We start from the raw sequence: 16,556 nt of genomic DNA on the forward strand, positions 1-16,556 counted from the left end.
GCTACAGGACCCGGGCGGCGACGATGCAGACGTCGTCGTCGGTGCCCCGGCCGTCCAGGTGCGACAGCACGCAGTCGATCACCTTCTCCGGGTCGGCGCAGCCGCACTGGCTCGCGGCCTTGGTCAGGACGGCGATCCCGGCGTCGAGGTCCTGGCCACGCCGTTCGATGACGCCGTCGGTGTAGAGCACCAGGATGTCGTCGGCTTCCAGTTGCGTCGTGGCCAGGCCGTACTCGGCTTTCTCGAAGGCGCCCAGCATGGTGCCGGGTACGCCTTCGAGCAGCTCGGCCCGGCCGTGCCTGATCAGGAGCGGCGGCGGATGGCCGGCGTTCGTCCAGGACAGCGTGCGGTCCGCGGGGTCGAAGTGGCCGACGATCGCGGTGCCGGTCACGGTCACGCCGTCGTTGGAGTGGACGAGCAGGTCGTTCAGCCAGGTGGTGAGCTGGTTGGCGGGCGCCTGGGTATAGGCCAGGCCGGCCAGTGCCGAGCGCATCTGCAGCATGAGGCTCGCCGCGGCCAGCCCGTGGCCCATGGCGTCGCCGATGCCCAGCAGCACCCTGCCGTTGGGGATGGGACGGGCCTTGAACCAGTCGCCGCCCAGCCGGGTCAGTTCCTCGCCGGGCAGGTAGCGCACCCCGATGGACAGGCCGGGCAGCTGCATCAGTCCCCGGCGTACCGGCAGGATCGTGTTCTGGAGCTGCACGGCGATGCGGTGCTCCTCCTCGGCCCGCTCCCGCTGCAGGGAGGCCTGCGCGTGGGCCACGGCCAGGGCCCGCTCCCTGCGGCGGTTCTTGGTCACGTCCTGGACGAGGAAGCGCACCTTGACGGGCAGCCCCTCGGTGTCGAGCACCGGCTCGCTGACCACGCTGAGATGCCGCAGCCCGTGTCGGTGCTGGATGCGGAACTCGGTCTCGACCGCTTCGCTGTGCTCCAGGAGCGTGCGCAACTGGTCGTCCACGATGGGCAGGTCGTCGGGCACCACCACGAGAGGCAGGTCTTCAAGGGGCATCGGGCCCTCGCCGCGCTCCCTGCCGAACATCTCGTACATCTGCGGCGTCCACAGCGTCTGCTGGGTGGCCAGGTTCCACTCGCCCCAGCCCAGTTCGGCCAGCCGCTGCGCCCGCTCCCAGCCGGCGACCAGCACTTCCTCGTCGTCGAGCGCGCGCCAGCTGACCAGCAGCCCGCCCTCCATGCGCACCGCGCGGACGCTCATCGTGGCCGGCCAGAGCAGGTGGTGCCGCACCTCGACGAACTCGAGCGGGCCCCGGTACAGCGTGTCACCGGTCTCGAAGACGTTCAGGAAGTCGTCGAACAGCCCTGAGCCGGCCGCGCCGGGGCTGGTCTCGATGAGGCGGCGTCCGCGTAGTTCCCCGGACGTCCACCCGGCCACGTCGCCGGCGTGCTGGTTGGCCGCCGCGATCAGGAAGTCCACGACGCGGCCCGTGGCGTCGCGGACGGGGGTGAGGAAACACGCCGAGACGTGCACGGTTTCGAGAACCCCGGCGACCCAGCTGGGCAGTACCGGTGGCTCGACCGGATGATCGGGCGGCTTGTCGATCCCCCTGGCGATCTCGACCAGCGCGAGCCCGCTGTCCTGGGCCATGCGGGAGAGCTGGTCGGCCGCTTCCGTGGGCCTGATGTTCAGCCGCGTCGCCAGCCGGGACGTGGCCTCGTCGACGATCGCCTCATTGCGCATTCGGTGACGCAGCCGCGTCAGCAGCTCGCGGATCCCGGCGGCCGCCGCGCCACAGTCGTAGCGGCCGCCGAACGGCGGGTAATTGCTCACATCCTTCCCATTCCCTACCAGAGGACGGGAAAGAGGTGCATACGTAGCGATATTTCAGCAAAAAGTAGACGGTCCACTGGGCCGGACTCGAGGACCGGCCCAGTGGAGGGGACGGTGATTAGGGGCGTGTGGCCCCTTACACATGGAAGATGCTGACCCCGCCGGGACCCACCAGGAAACCGAGAACGATGAGGACGATTCCCCAGAGGAGGTCGCGGCGGGCCAGGATCACGTAGATCCCAGAGATGACGAGTATTACGGCGATGATCCAGAGCAAAGTAGCCATGAGCCGCCTCTGCCCTCAGCGATCGGCCTTTAACATGCTTTCCAGTGAACCGCCAGGTAGAAGGCGGTCTATAAGCTAATTCCGCTAGTCGGTCGCCTTGATGAGCTTGGCGTAGGCGAGCTGGAGCCAGTCGGAGACGGCCACCGCGGCCATCGTCGCACCCGCCAGCCGGGTGAACCGTGGCGCGAACACCATCCCGGCGGCGTACCCCGTCGCCGCCCACTGGGCGATGCAGAACGGGCAGCCGAGCAGCTCGCCGATCGTGTTGCGGGGGGTCTCATCCAGCTCGGCGGGCCCGCTCACGCCCTCGTAGCGGGTGAAGGGGGCGCGCAGCGGGCTGGTCACCGGGTCCTTGGCGATCAGCCGCGCGACCTTGTGCGTGCACGCGGCCATCAGCGCCACGTCCATGAATCCGATGCGTTCGGGGGGCCGCCGCCCGGTGAGCGCCGCGGCCGCGACCGCCGTCGCCACCGCGCCGCCGTACACGGTCAGGATCCGGATGTAGGTGCCGAGTGGCCGGTCGTGCTCGCCCTCGTAATCGCGTTCGGTCTTCTCCAGGAAGTTGGTCATGGGTGGCTCGCTGCCCTCCGCCTCCGGCTCTACTCTCTGCCCCAGGGCCTACTCGGCGATCGTGCGGGTAGCCGGAGCACATGAGCAGCCATGGTCACGCGGTCACCGATGCCATCCTCGACACGCTCAAGCGGGCGAGTTCCGGATTGAAGGACGCCGGGGTGAAGTTCGCCCTGGCGGGCGGGTGCGCCGCTTACGCGAGAGGCGCGGCCCCCTCGTTGCACGACGTCGACTTCGTGTTGACCGAGCACGATGTGCCGGCCGCGCTGGAGGCCCTGCGGGGGATCGGCTTCACGACCGCCAAACCGCCCGAGGACTGGCTGGTCAAGGCGTACGACGAGGACCGGCTGGTCGATCTGATCTTCCGGGTGTCCGACCAGTCGATCACTGACGAACTGCTCGACCGGGCCGAGCCGATGACGGCGTCGGCGGTCATCGTGCCGGTGCTGGAGGCGACCGACCTGGTGATCTCCTGGCTGCTGCCGCTGTCGGAGCACGCCTGCGACTATGGAGCGCTGCTGCCCCAGGTGCGGGCCCTGCGCGAGCAGGTCAACTGGCCCCGGGTGGCCGCCGTGGTGGTGGGATCGCCGTACGCCACCACGTTCCTCACGCTGCTCGAACGCCTGGCCGTACTGGAAGCACCGGTGCTGGCCGACGGCGACCCGCACTGGCCCTGATTCCTTGATAAGACGAGAGCCGCGCCCCGGTCGGGGTGCGGCTCTCGGTTCATGCAGGGAGCTTAGTGCGGGAAGCGGCTGTAGTAGTCACCCAGCTGCGTCCTGTACTCGGGCTCCTTGAACTTGCCCTCGTCGAACTCGGGCGCGTCCTTGATCTCGGCCTTGGTGCGCGAGACGTAGACGTTGCGCTCCTGCGGGTCGATACGCGTGACGACCTTCGCGGGGAGCATGACCTTCTTGCCGAAGATCCACGGTCCGGTGTCGACGATGATGTAGCTCTCGCCGACCTCGTACGTGGCCTCATCGACGGACCCGATCTTCCCGTCCGTCGCCTGGACGTGGTAACCCACGATGTCCAGACTCTGGCCGCGGTCGTAGACGTCAGGCTGATAGTCCCAGAGCTCCATTGCTCATCCTCTCTCTGTCTTTCGTCTTTCTCGGGCAGGCCTTCCGCTACCCCACCTATCTCCGCTAAACACCGCGCTCTCGTATAGCGGCCTTCAATGGAGCGTCAAGCCGTCTGGGTGACCCTCCTCATAACGGAGGGGGACAGATCCATGCGGAGCAGGCTGTATGAACTCGACGGGCTCCGGTTGCTGGCGGCGCTCTGTGTGGTGTTCTTCCACTACACGTTCTCGGGGTGGGCCGGTGGTCACAGCCCGGTCGTCTTCCAGGCCGAAAGCGTCTGGTCCAAGTACGGCTATCTGGGTGTGGACCTGTTCTTCATGATCAGCGGATTCGTGGTGCTGATGAGCGCGTGGGGCAGGAGCCCGCGCGAGTTCGCGGTGTCGAGGGCGATCCGGCTCTACCCGGCCTACTGGGTGGGCATCGCCGTCACCACGCTGGTCACGGTGACGCTGGGGGCCGGGGTCTTCTCCGTCTCCTTCGGGCAGGTGCTGGCCAACCTCACGATGTTCCAGGCGGTGCCGGACGTGGCGAACGTCGACGTCGTCTACTGGACGCTGTGGGCGGAGATGCGGTTCTACCTGCTCATCCTGGTGTTCGCCTGGATCGGGATGACCCGGGGGCGGGTGCTGGCGGGGCTGTGGGCGTGGCTGGGGCTGACGCTCGCGGTCGAGGCGGGGGTGCTGCCGCCGGTGATCGACCTGGTGGTGCAGTCGGAGTTCGCGCACTACTTCATCGCGGGGATGGCGCTGTTCATGCTCTACAAGTTCGGGCCCAGTAAGCAGGTGCTGGTGCTGGTGCCGCTCTGCCTGGGGAACGCCGTCTACCGCGCCATCGGCTACGCGGCGGCGGTGGGGGAGCGCTATTCGGTCGACTACAGCCCCGTGGTCATCGCCCTGGTGGTCATGGCGCTCTTCGCGGTCATGACGCTGGTCGCGCTCCGGGTGACGGCGCCGCTGGCCCTGCCGTGGTTGGCGACCGCGGGCGCGCTCACGTACCCGCTGTATCTGCTGCACGCGCACGTCGGTTTCATCGTGTTCGACCGGATCGGCGGGGCGGTCGACAAGTACGTTCTGCTCTTCGGGCTCATCGCGGTGATGTGCGCGGCGGCGTACGCGGTGCACCGCTTCGTCGAACGTCCGCTGGCGCCCGCGCTCAAGCGCCTGATGGCTCCCCGGCGGCAGCCGGCGGTGCTGGTCTGAGGTTTCGGAATGGCCAGGTAGCGGATAACATCCGCGTCACAGAGAAGGGGGACAGGTGAGTCTCGGGTCCGAGTGGGCGCCTCCCGGCGTGGACAGCACCACGGCGAGTGTCGCCCGCGTGCACGACGCGCTCCTGGGCGGCACCGAGAACTTCGCCGTGGACCGGGCCATCGCCCGCCGCCTGAAAGAGGCCGTGCCCGAAGTGGTGAACCTCGTCTGGTGCAACCGGGCCTTCATCGGCCGGGTCGTCGACTTCCTGGTCCGCGAGGCCGGGATCCGGCAGATCATCGACCTGGGCGCCGGGCTGCCGACGATCGAGAACACCCACGAGGTCGCCCAGTTCGCCGACCCCAACGTACGGGTCGTGTACGTCGACTGCGATCCCATGGTCGAGCCGCACGCGCGGGCGATCCTGGACGGGAACGAGCTCGCGCTGGCGATCACCGAGGACGCCAGGGACGCGGAGGCGGTGCTGCGGCATCCGAGGGTGACGCGGCTCATCGACTTCTCGCAGCCCGTCGGGCTGTTGGCGATCGGGCTGCTGCACCTGTTCCCCGACCGGGACGACCCGCATGGGCTGGTCAAGCGCTACATGGCCGCGCTACCGTCCGGGAGCTACCTGGCGGCGTCCAACATGCTGGCCTCGATCAGCCCGCAGGCCCAGGCGCTGGAGGCCATGCTGCACGTGACGATGGGGACCGGGTACTTCCGGCCGCGGGCGGAGATCGAGCGCTTCTTCGACGGGCTGGTGCTGGAGGAGCCCGGGGTGGTGCACTTTCCGGAGTGGCGGCCTGACGAGCGGTTGCCGGGGCCGTTGGCCACGTGGGAAGAGCTGCTGCTGGGTGGTGTGGCGCGCAAACCCGCCTGAACGCGTGTCTTTGTGCTGAGATTTGTAGGTGAATCGGATGGTTCGTCGGCGCTAGGGTGGTCGTCGTGCCGCATCGACTGATCTGTTCCCCTCCGCCCGCCGAGTAGCGGGCGGCTTTTCCCGATTTTTCCGGATCTGACCAGGTCTGGGAGTGGCTGCTGCCCGCCTACCGGGCCCTTTTCCACCACTCCATCCGGAGAGATCAGTCATGTCGCACGTCTCCGCGCGGCGGGGCACCTTCTACGTGTCCGTCGCCGCGACCGCCTGGGGCACCGGCGGTGCCGCCGGGTCCCTGCTCTTCCAGTCAGGCGGGCTCGGCCCCGTCGACGTCTCGTTCTGGCGCTACCTTCTGGGCGCCGCCTTCCTGTACGGGGCCGCCTGCCTGAGGTCGGCCTTCACCCGCCCGACGTCGGCTACTGTCCGCCCGACGTCGGCCGCCACCCGCCCGACGTCGGCCGCCACCCGCCCGACGTTGGTCACCACCCGCTGGGCGGGGGCAGTTACCCGCCTGAGGTCGGTCACCACCAGCCTGAGGTCGTCCGCTGCCCACCTCACGTCCACCACCATCCGACCCACGGCAACCACCAACGGCGTCACGTCGGACGTCGTCCGGCCGGGTGATGTTGGCGGGTGGTGGCGTCGGAGTTCTCTCCTGGGTGGTGTCGGCGGGGGACGGCGTCGGCGTTCTCTGCCGAGCGATGGGGGCGGGGGCGGGCGGCGTCGTGGTTCTGTGCCGGGTCAGGTCGGCGGGGGGTGGGGTCGAGGTTTTCTGCCGGGTCGGGTCAACCGGCGGGTGCTGGTCGTCGGTGTCGGGATGGCCGTCTATCAGACCGCCTACTTCGGCGCCATCGCGCAGTCCGGTGTGGCCGTCGCCACGGTGGTCACGATGGGCGCCACGCCGGTGTTCACCGCGCTGGGGAGCCGGTTCCTCCTGAGGGAGCACCTGGGCCGCGCCGCCCTCGCCGCGCTGGCGACGGCGCTGGGCGGCCTGTTCCTCCTCACCGGGGAGAGTGCCGCTGGGGACGTCGGTGGCGGCCGGCCGGCCGGGATCGCGCTGGCTCTGGTGTCCGCGGCCGGGTACGCCGCTGTCACCCTCTACTCGCGCCGCCACCACGACGACCCCCAGCGCACGGCTATGGGCGGGTTCGCCGTCGCGGCCGCCTGCCTCGCTCCGTTCGCCTTGGCCGGCGGGGTGCTGCCGGAGGCCGGAGTGACCCCTGTCGCCTTGCTGCTCTATCTCGGCGCGGTGCCGACCGCACTCGCCTACGCGCTGTTCTTCCGAGCCCTGACCGCGCTCAACGCCACAACCGTCTCGATCATCTCGCTCGGCGAAGCCGTCGGCGCGGCGGTGCTCGGGGTGGTGCTGTTCGGCGAGCGTCTCGCGCCCCTGGCATGGTGCGGGTGCGCGTTGTTGCTGGCGGCCGTGGTGGTGCAGGCCGTACAAGCAGGCCATACGACCGATAAGGATTAGCGGTCGCGGAGCGGGGTGGCGATTGCGGCCGTCCTATGAGTTAGGGTCCGTACGGCGATGCTTGCCGTACCGTCGCTCCGCTCCCCGATTGAGCACACTTGACACTAAATGGGAACGGCGCTGACAAAGCATGCGTTGGAGGGATTGTGGCGTCGATTTCCGGAATAGTGAGAAACCTCCTGGATCGTCCGGGCGGGGTGAACCTCAGCCCGTACAAAAAGATCGTCAAGGCGGCGGCCGAACGAGCCGAACGCATTGGCGCGCTTGAGGAGCTGCCCCAGCCGAGAATGGGTGATCTGGCCGAGTTCTGTGCTGTAGCGCGGGAGGCCGCCGACAGGACGCTCGGGCTCAGGCCGTACGACGTGCAGCTTTTGGGCACGCTCGCCCTTCTCGACGGGCAGATCGCCGAGATGGCGACCGGTGAGGGCAAGACGCTGTCGGGGGCGATGGCCGCGGCCGGGTACGCGCTGCAGGGCAAGCGGGTGCACGTGATGTCCGTCAACGACTACCTGGCCCGGCGAGACGCCGAGTGGATGGCGCCGTTCTATGAGGCGATGGGTGTCACGGTGGGCTGGATCGACCAGAACTCCACACCCGACGAGCGGCGCGCGGCCTATGCGAAGGACGTCACATACGGACCCGTCAGCGAGATGGGCTTCGACGTGCTGCGCGACCGGCTGCGTACCGACGCGGCCGAGATCATCGTGCCCGCGCCCGAGGTGGCGCTGGTCGACGAGGCCGACTCGGTGCTCGTGGACGAGGCGCGGGTGCCGCTGGTCATGGCGGGGGCGGCCGACGAGGGCAGCGCGGTGCCCGAGATGGCGGCGCTGGTCAGGCAGCTGATCCGGGGCTACCACTACGAGATCGACGACCAGGCGCGCAACGTCTACCTGACGACCAAGGGCGCCGACAGCGTCGAGGGCATGCTCGACGTCGAGCTGTACGACGAGAACGAGCCCGGCACGCTGATCGAGCTGAACCTGGCCCTGCACGCCCACGCCCTGCTCACCCGCGACGTCGACTACATCGTGCGCGACGGCAAGGTCCAGCTCATCAACCCGTCGCGCGGCCGGGTGGCCGTACTCCAGCGCTGGCCCGACGGCCTGCAGGCGGCCGTGGAGGCCAAGGAGACGCTGCCGCCCAGCGAGAAGGGCGAGATCCTCGACTCGATCACCGTCCAGGGCCTGATCAAGCGTTATCCGCAGATTTCCGGCATGACCGGCACGGCGGTCGCGGTCAGCGAGCAACTCGGCGAGTTCTACGGCCTCAAGGTCGCGGTGATCCCGCCCAACCGGCCGTGCGTCCGGCAGGACGAGCCGGACCGTATCTATCCGACCGTTCCGGACAAGGACGCGGCGCTGGTCGAGGAGATCCAGGAGGCGCACGCCACCGGTCGGCCCATCCTCATCGGCACGCTCGACGTGGCCGAGTCGGAGAACCTGGCCAAGCTCCTGCAGCGGCGCGGCATGGAGCCCGTCGTACTCAACGCCAAGAACGACGCTGAAGAGGCCGCGATCATCGCCAAGGCCGGCGAGCGCGACGCCATCACCGTCTCCACACAGATGGCGGGCCGCGGCACCGACATCCGCCTCGGCGAGGGCGTCGCCGAACTGGGCGGCCTCTACGTGATCGGCTCGGGCCGCCACGCGAGCAGCCGCCTCGACGACCAGTTGCGCGGGCGCGCGGGCCGTCAGGGCGATCCCGGCGGTTCGGTGTTCTTCGTCAGCATGAAGGATGACCTCATCACCCAGTTCGTCCCCGACGAGCGGCCGCCCGCGGCCGACGCCGACGGCCTGGTACGCCACCGCCGCGGCGTCTACCTCGTGGGCCACGCCCAACGGGTCGCCGAGGGCGTCAACCTGGAGATCCACCGCAACACCTGGCGCTACACCCGCCTGCTGGAGCACCAGCGCGAGCTCATTCTGGAGTGGCGCGACAAGGTCCTGCACAGCGACTCGGCGGCCAAGGCGCTGGCCGAGGCCGACCCCGAACGCTGGGAGGCGCTGCCGGAGGACACCCGCGACGAGACGGCCAGGCAGATCGTGCTGCACGCGATCGACCGCTGCTGGACCGAGCACCTGGCGTTCCTGACCGACCTGCGCGAAGGCATCCACCTGCGGGCGCTCGGTCGGATGAGCCCGATCGACGAGTTCCACCGGGAGGCCGTGGCGGAGTACAAGGCGCTGCTGACGGAGGTCGAACGCCGCTCGATGGAGTCGTTCGAGGCGCCGGAGCCCGACCTCAAGCGCCCCACCGCGACCTGGACTTATCTGGTGCAGGACAACCCGTTCGGCACGGAGTGGGACAGGATCCTCAAGCGGGTGACATCCGCCACACGTCGCGGCTAGCCGTACCTGACAGAGGGTGGCAGGTATGCCTGCCACCCTCGAACCATGACAACGAAAGCGAAGCTCCTGGCCGTCACCATCGACTGCGCGGAGCCCAAGAAGATGGCCGAGTTCTGGCACCAGGTGACCGGGCTGGACATCCAGTATTCGGAGGACGAGTACGCCGCCGTGGGCGACGGTACGACGAACATCTACTTCGGCCGCGTCCCCGACCGCAAGCCGGTGGAGTGGCCCAGTTCGGACAAGCAGTTCCACCTCGACTTTCGGGTGCCGGATGTGGAGCGGGCTGTGGAGCAGTACATTGCGCTGGGGGCCACGAAGCCCGCGTTCCAGCCTGGGGTGACGGAGGAGAAGGTCGGGTGGATCGTGCTGCAGGATCCGGAGGGGCACGTGTTCTGCGTCTGTCCTGAGCAGTCCTGACTCGTCCCCAGTCAGGTGCCCGCCCTGGCGTGGAAAGGGCGGGCGGAGCTGGATGTTCCGTCATGCGGAAGACCGTGCCGGTACGGCAGGTACGTCCGTGATGAGAGGGATGTTTGGCCTAAAGGATGATTGCAGCACTTAGCTTCCCTCATAAGCTGGTGCAATGCTCTTGGAAGGATCCATGTCCCTGCGTGGGCGACGATGACCTGGGTCGGCCTCGTGATCGCGCTGGCGGGGGCGCTCGGATACGCGTTCGGTGCGGCGCTGCAACAGTTCGAAGCCGTAGCGGAGGGCGCCTCCCTCAGACTGGTGAGGCGCCCTCGCTGGTGGATCGGCGGCGTCATCGGCTTCACCGGCGCGTGCCTGCACGCCGTGGCGCTGAGCCTTGCGCCACTGGTCGCCGTGCAGCCGATCAGCGTGGCCACTCTGGTGTTCGCCGTGCCGCTGGCGGCGCTGATGTACGGCCGTCGCCCGTACAAAGCGGAAATATTTGGCTCCATCGCGGTGGCCGTCGGGTTGCTCTGGCTCATGGTGCTCCTCCCGGCGCACAACGTGACGCCGAAACTCGGCGACGGGGCCGCGATCGGGTTCATCGCCGTGATCGGCGTGATCGTCCTCGCCGCCGAACTGATCGCCAACAGACTGCGTGGACCCGGCAAGGCCCTCGTCCTGTCCGTGGGAGCCGGCGCCGTGACCGCGAGCGTGTCGACGTTCGTCCGGGCGGTCGGGGGTGGCATGCAGGGGGACTGGGGCAGGCTGTTGCACTGGTTCACACTCGCCGTGCCCGTGTTGCTGGTCTGCGCGGTCGTGCTGCTGCAACGGTCGTACGCGGTGGGCTACTTCGGCGTCGCGTACGCGGGCGTGCAGGTCGTGGACCCGATCACCTCAGTGCTCGCCGGCGCGATCCTCCTCGGCGAACCCCTCCCGACCAACCCCTCCACCGCGATCCCCGCTGTGCTGGCGGCCGCGCTCACCATCGGCGGAACCATCACACTCAGTCGGTTGTCCCCTGATCACTCCCATCCTGTGCCGGTGGACGCCACCCGAGGATCTCGTTCATTGACCGCAACATCAGATCTGGTATGACCCGCGAAGCCACCGCCACCCCCACATTCCGAAGCCCAACGGCCACCGGGTTGCGCAGCTTGGTCATCTTGCAGATGGTCATCGCCATGCGCACGATGCTGGCGGTCCGCTCCAGCCGCGCAGCCGTATAGGCAGCAAGCCCGTCTCCCACATCGACGCACCCACCTGCCAGCCCCGCACCCGCCGGACCCCCGATTACCGGACCCGCGTCTGCCGGGCCTCCGTCTGCCGGGCCTCCGGCTACCGGGTCTTCACCTGCCGGACCCCCGGCTGCCAGAGTCCTGCCGGGCAGAGCTCCACCGGGTAGGCCCTCGCCTTGGAGGCGAGGCTCCGCATCGACGCGCCGATCGCGGTTGTCCCTGTCTGGGAGGCCATCACCTGACCGGTCCCGGCCTGCGAGATCCCCACCCAGAGGACGGCCACCTGGAGAAGCGACACCGGCGTTGAGATCACCTCTGGCCCGGAGTTCGCCCCCGACCGCGAGCTCCCCGCTGGCGGCAAGGGCGAGGATGATGGCGTCCTCGATGGCCTGGCAGGCGCCCTGGCCGAGGTTCGGGGTCATGGGGTGGGCCGCGTCCCCGATGAGCGCCACCCGGCCTCGGTGCATGGCGGGCAGCGGAGTGTCGAAGTAGTAGAGGTCGTTGCGGAGGATCCGCGCGTTGTCCGACGCGCGGATCAACGCGGGGATCGGATCGTGCCAGCCGTCGAACCTGCGCAACAGCTCCTCGCGCTCGTCCGCGTGTACGGCTCCGGTGGGTGACAGGTCGGTCGCGTAGTAGTAGACGAGTTCGTCGGTCAACTGATGAGCCCCGAACAAGAGACCCTTGCCCCACGTCTCCGTGCTCTGGATCTCGCGGTCGAGCGCGGGCACCAGCCCCCGCCAGGCGGTGACCCCCGAGTACACGGGACCGGGATGCTCGGGGAACAGCGCGGTGCGCGTCGCCGAATGGATGCCGTCAGCCGCCACGATCAGATCGGCCTCCATGTCACCATCGCCAGTACGGACGACGCCCCTGTCGGCGTCCACGCCGGAGACGGTGGTGTTCAAGCGCAGGTGCTCGTGGCCCAGACCCTCCACGAGCACATCCACGAGGTCGGCGCGGAGCAGGACGACGATCGAGTCGCCGTACAGCTTCTGAGCCTTGTCCTCGGTGGTGTGCGTCAGCCAGCGCCCGTTCTGATGCCGTACCCCCACCTGACCCTGGATCCTGGACAGCTTGCGCACGCGGTCGCCCAGGCCGATCACGTCGAGTGCCTTCAACGCGTTGGCGGCGATGGCCACGCCGGACCCGACAGGCTCCAGCTTGGGCGTGCGTTCGAGCACGATCACGTCCCAGCCCTTGCGACGTAACGCGATCCCCGCCGTCAGCCCGCCGATGCCGCCACCGATCACCACAGCTCTGGCCATTCCTGCCTCCCCAACTACGTCTGTAGTTTTCACCATACTACGCCTGTAGTTCGCTCCCACTACCGGTGTAGTCTTAGTGATCGTGAAGCGCTCTGAGACCGTCGCGGACGCGGCAATCACCCTGCTGGCGGAGCGTGGCATGCGCGGGCTCACCCACCGAGCCGTCGACGAGGCCGCCGGCCTCCCACCCGGATCAACCTCCAACCTGGCCCGCACCCGCGCGGCACTCCTGGAACTGACGCTTTCCCGCCTCACGGATCTGGAAGAACAGGCTTTGGCCTCGATCTACCGATTCCAGAGCTCGACCGCCCCGGCCTGGCCAGCCGACGCGTTCCGGGGGACTAATCCGAGGGGCGGCACGGCTGGTTCGTCGGCGGAGTCTGGTTCGTCGGGTGGGACAGCTGACTCGCTCCGGAAGTCTGACTCGACGGGTGGGACAGCTGGTTCGGTCCGGGGGGCTGACCCGTCAGGTCGGACGGTCCAAGCGTCCGGGGGGCATGAGTCATCTCAGGGGTCTGAGCTGTCGCAGGCGTTCGAGCTGGTCCGGGCGTCGGAGCTGCCAGGCCGGGTGACCGAGTCGTCCTACGAGACCGGGCTGTCGGGTCAGATGGCTGAAGCGATTCTGGAGTCCGATTTGCCGGGGTTGGTGGCTGAGGCGCTGTACGTGCAGCTCGCCGATCGTAGGCGCACTCTGGCCCGGTACGAGCTGGCGCTGGAGGCGACCAGGCGGCCCGAGTTGCGCAAGATTTACGACGAGGCAGGGCGGCGCTTCCGTGATCCCGTCGTCGGGTTGCTGGCCGCGCTCGGGTCGCCGGATCCGGTGCGGCATGGGCGGCAGTTGGTGGCGTTCGGCGAGGGCATCATGTTCGATTCCATCGCGGGGGCAGGTGATGCGCCCTCCCTCGACGATCTGCGGGAGGCCGTGCGGGAACTCCTGCGAGGGATGCTGGGGTCGGGCGTCTGAGGTGGCGCCAGAGGGCGGTTGTGGCAGGGCGCCTGCGGGCCTGTCTGCGCTTCACGGAGCTCGCGAGGCGGCGGGTCTGTCTGCGTTTCGCGGGGCTTGTGAGGTGGCGGGTCTGTCCGCGCTTCACGGAGCTTGTGAGGTGGCGGGCCCGTCCGCGCGCTTCGCGGGACCCGCGTGCTCAGCACACCGGTCGATACGGCACCTCGGACAGGTACTCGTTCCAGTCCGGCTGTGAGAGGCCGCCGTACCGGAAGCAGATCGACGCCGCTGAGCGGGCTGGGTCGGGTGGTGGTGTCGCGTGGGCGAGGTCGATGGTGAGGACCGTGCCGTGGTCGGCCAGTACGCGGAGCCAGCGTCCGTCCGGGGCGAGGGCGGCCTGGGCGGGGTGGTCGGTGCCGGTGGCCGGCACCTGGCGGTCCGTGAGGCGGGTGCCGTCTGCGACGCGCCAGACCCGGACGCGGTCGCTGTCCGTGCTGGCCAGCAGTTGACCGTCGGTGCTGAAGCGGAGGTGACCGGGTGACGGCCGGAGTCGCGCGGGGAGCACGGGTACGCCGTTCAGCGCGTAGATCTGCACCCCGGTCTCCTCGGCGATCGCCACCCGCTCACCCTCGGGGCTGAACACCGCGTACTCCCACGGCATCCTGTCCAGCCACGGCGCCGGGGTGCGGGCGCCCGTGGACAGGCGTACGACCTCCGAACGCGTCCCCGCGAACACCAGCGCCACCCTGTCACGCGGCCCCACCACCACATATTGGCCGACGAACGTGGCCCGGCCGGTCCGCAGGTTCCAGGCCCAGCGCTCGCCAGACTGGCGGGCCGCGGCGAACAGCAGCCCGCCCCCCGGACTGAACCAGGCCGACTGCTGCCCCGGCGCGCCCAGCCCCCGGCCGAAGGGCGGTCCCACGCCTGCGCCCGAGGTCGTGTTCCACAGGTACGACCGGTCGACGCCGACGAGCGCCAGCGTCTGGCCGTCGGGGGACCAGGCCATCGCCCGTACGCTCTGGGCGGGACCGGCGGTCGTGGCCAGTTGCCTGCCGGAAAGGGTGTCGTACACCCGGAGTGTCCCGTCGGTCAGCGCGGCCAGCCGGGTGCCGTCGTCGCTGAGGGCGTCGAGCGAGCGGGCGCCCCCGAACGGGGCGGCGAACACGTCCACCGCCGGATCGGCCGCCGAGTCCGCCAGCGCGGCACGGGCCTCCGCGACCGGGGCCAGGCGCCACGCGGCCAGGCTCAGCCTGCGCGCCGTCACGGGGTCGGCCGCCCGCAGCGCCCGCGCCCTGGACGCCGCCACCCTGGCCATGGCCTGGTCGAGCCGCCCGTCGGCCGAGCCGTTCTGCCAGATGGCGACGACGATCGCCGCCAAGACCGCGACGAGTGTCACCGAGGCCAGGACCGCCATGGCCCGGCGCCGGCCGCGGGCCCGGCCGCGCACCAGCGCGCGTCCCCCGTCCAGGAACGCCTGCTCCGCGGCGCTCAACGTCACCCGCCGCCGCCCGCTCGCCGCCCACACCAGCGCCCTGTCCAGCTCGTCCTCCTGGAACAGGTCGGTCTCCCGCCGCCCGCCCGCCTCCCACCGCCGTGCCGCCCTGGTCAGGTCCCGGTGTACGGCGAGGCCGTCGCGTTCGGCGTCGAGCCACTCGTGCAGGCGCGGCCAGGCCCGCAGGAGTGCCGCATGAGCGATGATCACGCCGTCCCCGCCGGGAGCGCGGCTCTGGTCGGCCAGCTCCGGCTCGGGGTTCTGTGCGGCGGGGGTGTGGCTAGGGCTGGGGGAGTTCGGGCCGTGGTTCTGCACGGCGGGGGTCTGGCGAGGGCTGGTGGAGTTCGGGGCGTGGCTCTGCGCGAGGTCAGATGAGTTCTGCGCGGCCAGGCTTGGGTGCGGTGTGGGTGCGGCCAGGCTCGGGTTGGGGGCAGGCGTGGACAGGGTCGGGTGGAGGGCGGGTGCGCTGGGGTTGTGGTTCGGCGCGGTGGGTGCGCTGGGGCTGTGGTTGGGTGCGGCGGGGGAGCTCGGGTCGTGGGTCTGGGTGATCAGGCCCGCTTCGGTGTACGTCGTGAGGACGCGGTCCATGGCGGCCTGTTCCGGAGGGCGGCCGGTGACCAGTTCGGTACGGGTGGCGCGACGGCGGGTGTCGGTGCCGTCGGGGGCCATCCCCACCAGGCGCAGGAACACCTCCGGCACCAGGTCCTGGTCCGCCCGGCTGAGCTGGAGATAGAGGCTCTCCGCCCGCGCGCCCAGCGGCGGGTCGTCCACAGGCTCCGGCGGCAGCAGGCGCCCTTGCTGGGACTGCGGCACATCGAGCAGCGACAGCAGCAGCTGATGCGCACTCGGCCGCCGATCCGGGTCCCGCCGGAGCGCCGCCAGCACGAGCTCCCGAAGCGGCCGATCAAGCCGATCGAGCAGCCGATCGGACTGATCAACCGGCCGGCCCCGAACAGGTGCCCGAGACGGCTCGTCACGCGACCGGCCCGCCACGGGCGCCTGGTCACGCGACCGGTCCGCCACGGGCACCTGGTCACGCGACCGGCCTGATACGGGCGCCTGGTCAGGTAATCGGTCCTGCCCGTCGGGCGGCGGGAATGCGCCGGAGGGGCCATAGGCCGCGAACACCAGCAGCCTGCCCCATCCCCGCACATCCCCCGGCGCCCCACTCCCATCACCCCCGAGGCCGAGCCCGACCAGCCGCGGCCCCTCAGCCCCCAGCACGACCCGGTCCGGCGTGAGCCCCCCGTGCACCGCCCCAGCCTCATGGATCGCCGCCAGCGCGGTGGCCGTGGCCGCCGCCAGCAGGTACAGGTCGTCCCCTTCGTACGGCCCGCGCCGCCCGACCACCTCCCCCAGCGTCGGCCCGGGGATGTACTCGCTGACCAGATACGGCACATCCCCATCGAGACAGGCGTCCACCACCCGCGCGACAGACCGCGCCCGCACCTGCATGGCCGCCTTGACCTGGAACGAGGGCCGAGAAGGGAGAAGGGTGAGCGCATACCGAGTGCCCGACTCGTCGTAAGCGTCATGGACGGCGGCGCCGAGCCGGGAGCCTAACCAGTAGCCCCCCAGCCGGTCAGTCATG

At 69.7% G+C, this 16,556-nt stretch carries 15 protein-coding genes; 8 read left to right on the plus strand and 7 right to left on the minus strand.

All coding sequences use genetic code 11. The annotated features are described in order from the left end of the window. Position 1: 1 nt before the first annotated feature. The 3 genes from KLK06_RS19975 to KLK06_RS19985 all read right to left on the minus strand — a co-directional run bounded on the left by KLK06_RS19975 (position 2) and on the right by KLK06_RS19985 (position 2,642). Positions 2-1,786 (minus strand): SpoIIE family protein phosphatase, encoded by a 1,785-nt coding sequence (locus KLK06_RS19975; RefSeq protein WP_214637043.1) that lies wholly within the window; start codon positions 1,784-1,786, stop codon positions 2-4. Between the two features lie 136 nt (positions 1,787-1,922). After that, positions 1,923-2,072: a GPGG-motif small membrane protein gene (locus KLK06_RS19980; protein WP_214637044.1), complete on the minus strand. Its 150-nt coding sequence runs from the start codon at positions 2,070-2,072 to the stop codon at positions 1,923-1,925. Positions 2,073-2,156: 84 nt separating this feature from the next. Beyond that, on the minus strand, positions 2,157-2,642 hold the full coding sequence (locus KLK06_RS19985) for a DUF1360 domain-containing protein (RefSeq protein WP_214637045.1): 486 nt from the start codon (positions 2,640-2,642) through the stop codon (positions 2,157-2,159). 80 nt (positions 2,643-2,722) lie between these two features. Here KLK06_RS19985 and KLK06_RS19990 point away from each other — a divergent pair, with 80 nt between their 5' ends. Next, positions 2,723-3,319, plus strand: a complete 597-nt coding sequence (locus KLK06_RS19990) for a nucleotidyltransferase (protein ID WP_214637046.1) — start codon at positions 2,723-2,725, stop codon at positions 3,317-3,319. Positions 3,320-3,381: 62 nt separating this feature from the next. Here KLK06_RS19990 and KLK06_RS19995 read toward each other — a convergent pair whose 3' ends face one another. After that, positions 3,382-3,726, minus strand: a complete 345-nt coding sequence (locus KLK06_RS19995; protein ID WP_214637047.1) for a PRC-barrel domain containing protein — start codon at positions 3,724-3,726, stop codon at positions 3,382-3,384. Between the two features lie 150 nt (positions 3,727-3,876). Between KLK06_RS19995 and KLK06_RS20000 the strand changes: the two genes are divergently transcribed. Beyond that, positions 3,877-4,926: an acyltransferase gene (locus KLK06_RS20000; protein ID WP_214637048.1), complete on the plus strand. Its 1,050-nt coding sequence runs from the start codon at positions 3,877-3,879 to the stop codon at positions 4,924-4,926. Between the two features lie 55 nt (positions 4,927-4,981). Next, complete coding sequence (locus KLK06_RS20005; RefSeq protein WP_214637049.1) at positions 4,982-5,794, plus strand: SAM-dependent methyltransferase; 813 nt, start codon at positions 4,982-4,984, stop codon at positions 5,792-5,794. 342 nt (positions 5,795-6,136) lie between these two features. Here KLK06_RS20005 and KLK06_RS62365 read toward each other — a convergent pair whose 3' ends face one another. After that, the gene (locus tag KLK06_RS62365) at positions 6,137-6,349 is read right to left on the minus strand and encodes a hypothetical protein (RefSeq protein ID WP_214637050.1); all 213 of its coding nucleotides are present in this window, start codon (positions 6,347-6,349) and stop codon (positions 6,137-6,139) included. Between the two features lie 238 nt (positions 6,350-6,587). On the opposite strand from KLK06_RS62365, the gene KLK06_RS62370 reads away from it, so the two are divergent. The 4 genes from KLK06_RS62370 (at position 6,588) to KLK06_RS20030 (ending at position 11,119) form a co-directional block, all read left to right on the plus strand. Beyond that, entirely contained in the window at positions 6,588-7,265 is a 678-nt protein-coding gene (locus tag KLK06_RS62370; RefSeq protein WP_308168344.1) for an EamA family transporter, read from the plus strand. A 167-nt stretch (positions 7,266-7,432) separates the two neighbouring features. Beyond that, positions 7,433-9,613 carry an accessory Sec system translocase SecA2 gene (gene secA2, locus KLK06_RS20020; RefSeq protein WP_308168345.1) on the plus strand — a complete coding sequence of 727 codons (2,181 nt, stop codon included), beginning with the start codon at positions 7,433-7,435 and terminating at the stop codon, positions 9,611-9,613. A gap of 45 nt (positions 9,614-9,658) precedes the next feature. Beyond that, positions 9,659-10,033, plus strand: coding sequence for a VOC family protein (locus KLK06_RS20025; RefSeq protein ID WP_214637052.1), 375 nt, complete (start codon positions 9,659-9,661; stop codon positions 10,031-10,033). A 201-nt stretch (positions 10,034-10,234) separates the two neighbouring features. After that, positions 10,235-11,119, plus strand: coding sequence for a hypothetical protein (locus tag KLK06_RS20030; protein ID WP_214637053.1), 885 nt, complete (start codon positions 10,235-10,237; stop codon positions 11,117-11,119). Here KLK06_RS20030 and KLK06_RS20035 read toward each other — a convergent pair. Further along, positions 11,028-12,527 carry an FAD-dependent monooxygenase gene (locus tag KLK06_RS20035; protein WP_214637054.1) on the minus strand — a complete coding sequence of 500 codons (1,500 nt, stop codon included), beginning with the start codon at positions 12,525-12,527 and terminating at the stop codon, positions 11,028-11,030. The genes KLK06_RS20030 and KLK06_RS20035 overlap by 92 nt on opposite strands. Before the next feature lie 568 nt (positions 12,528-13,095). Between KLK06_RS20035 and KLK06_RS20040 the strand changes: the two genes are divergently transcribed. Further along, on the plus strand, positions 13,096-13,491 hold the full coding sequence (locus tag KLK06_RS20040; protein WP_308168347.1) for a TetR family transcriptional regulator C-terminal domain-containing protein: 396 nt from the start codon (positions 13,096-13,098) through the stop codon (positions 13,489-13,491). 178 nt (positions 13,492-13,669) lie between these two features. Here the strand turns inward: KLK06_RS20040 and KLK06_RS20045 are convergent, their stop codons facing one another. Then, the gene (locus tag KLK06_RS20045) at positions 13,670-16,555 is read right to left on the minus strand and encodes a hypothetical protein (protein ID WP_214637055.1); all 2,886 of its coding nucleotides are present in this window, start codon (positions 16,553-16,555) and stop codon (positions 13,670-13,672) included. Position 16,556: the final 1 nt, after the last annotated feature.

The organism is Nonomuraea sp. NEAU-A123, assembly GCF_018603905.1.
Lineage (GTDB): Bacteria > Actinomycetota > Actinomycetes > Streptosporangiales > Streptosporangiaceae > Nonomuraea.

What these genes read in the sequence shown, in the direction of transcription:
- KLK06_RS19980 (WP_214637044.1), bottom strand. Translation starts at nt 2,072, where the DNA reads ATGGCTACTTTGCTCTGGATCATCGCCGTAATACTCGTCATCTCTGGG.
- KLK06_RS19985 (WP_214637045.1), bottom strand. Translation starts at nt 2,642, where the DNA reads ATGACCAACTTCCTGGAGAAGACCGAACGCGATTACGAGGGCGAGCAC.
- KLK06_RS19990 (WP_214637046.1), top strand. Translation starts at nt 2,723, where the DNA reads ATGAGCAGCCATGGTCACGCGGTCACCGATGCCATCCTCGACACGCTC.
- KLK06_RS19995 (WP_214637047.1), bottom strand. Translation starts at nt 3,726, where the DNA reads ATGGAGCTCTGGGACTATCAGCCTGACGTCTACGACCGCGGCCAGAGT.
- KLK06_RS20000 (WP_214637048.1), top strand. Translation starts at nt 3,877, where the DNA reads ATGCGGAGCAGGCTGTATGAACTCGACGGGCTCCGGTTGCTGGCGGCG.
- KLK06_RS20025 (WP_214637052.1), top strand. Translation starts at nt 9,659, where the DNA reads ATGACAACGAAAGCGAAGCTCCTGGCCGTCACCATCGACTGCGCGGAG.
- KLK06_RS20030 (WP_214637053.1), top strand. Translation starts at nt 10,235, where the DNA reads ATGACCTGGGTCGGCCTCGTGATCGCGCTGGCGGGGGCGCTCGGATAC.
- KLK06_RS20035 (WP_214637054.1), bottom strand. Translation starts at nt 12,527, where the DNA reads ATGGCCAGAGCTGTGGTGATCGGTGGCGGCATCGGCGGGCTGACGGCG.
- KLK06_RS20045 (WP_214637055.1), bottom strand. Translation starts at nt 16,555, where the DNA reads ATGACTGACCGGCTGGGGGGCTACTGGTTAGGCTCCCGGCTCGGCGCC.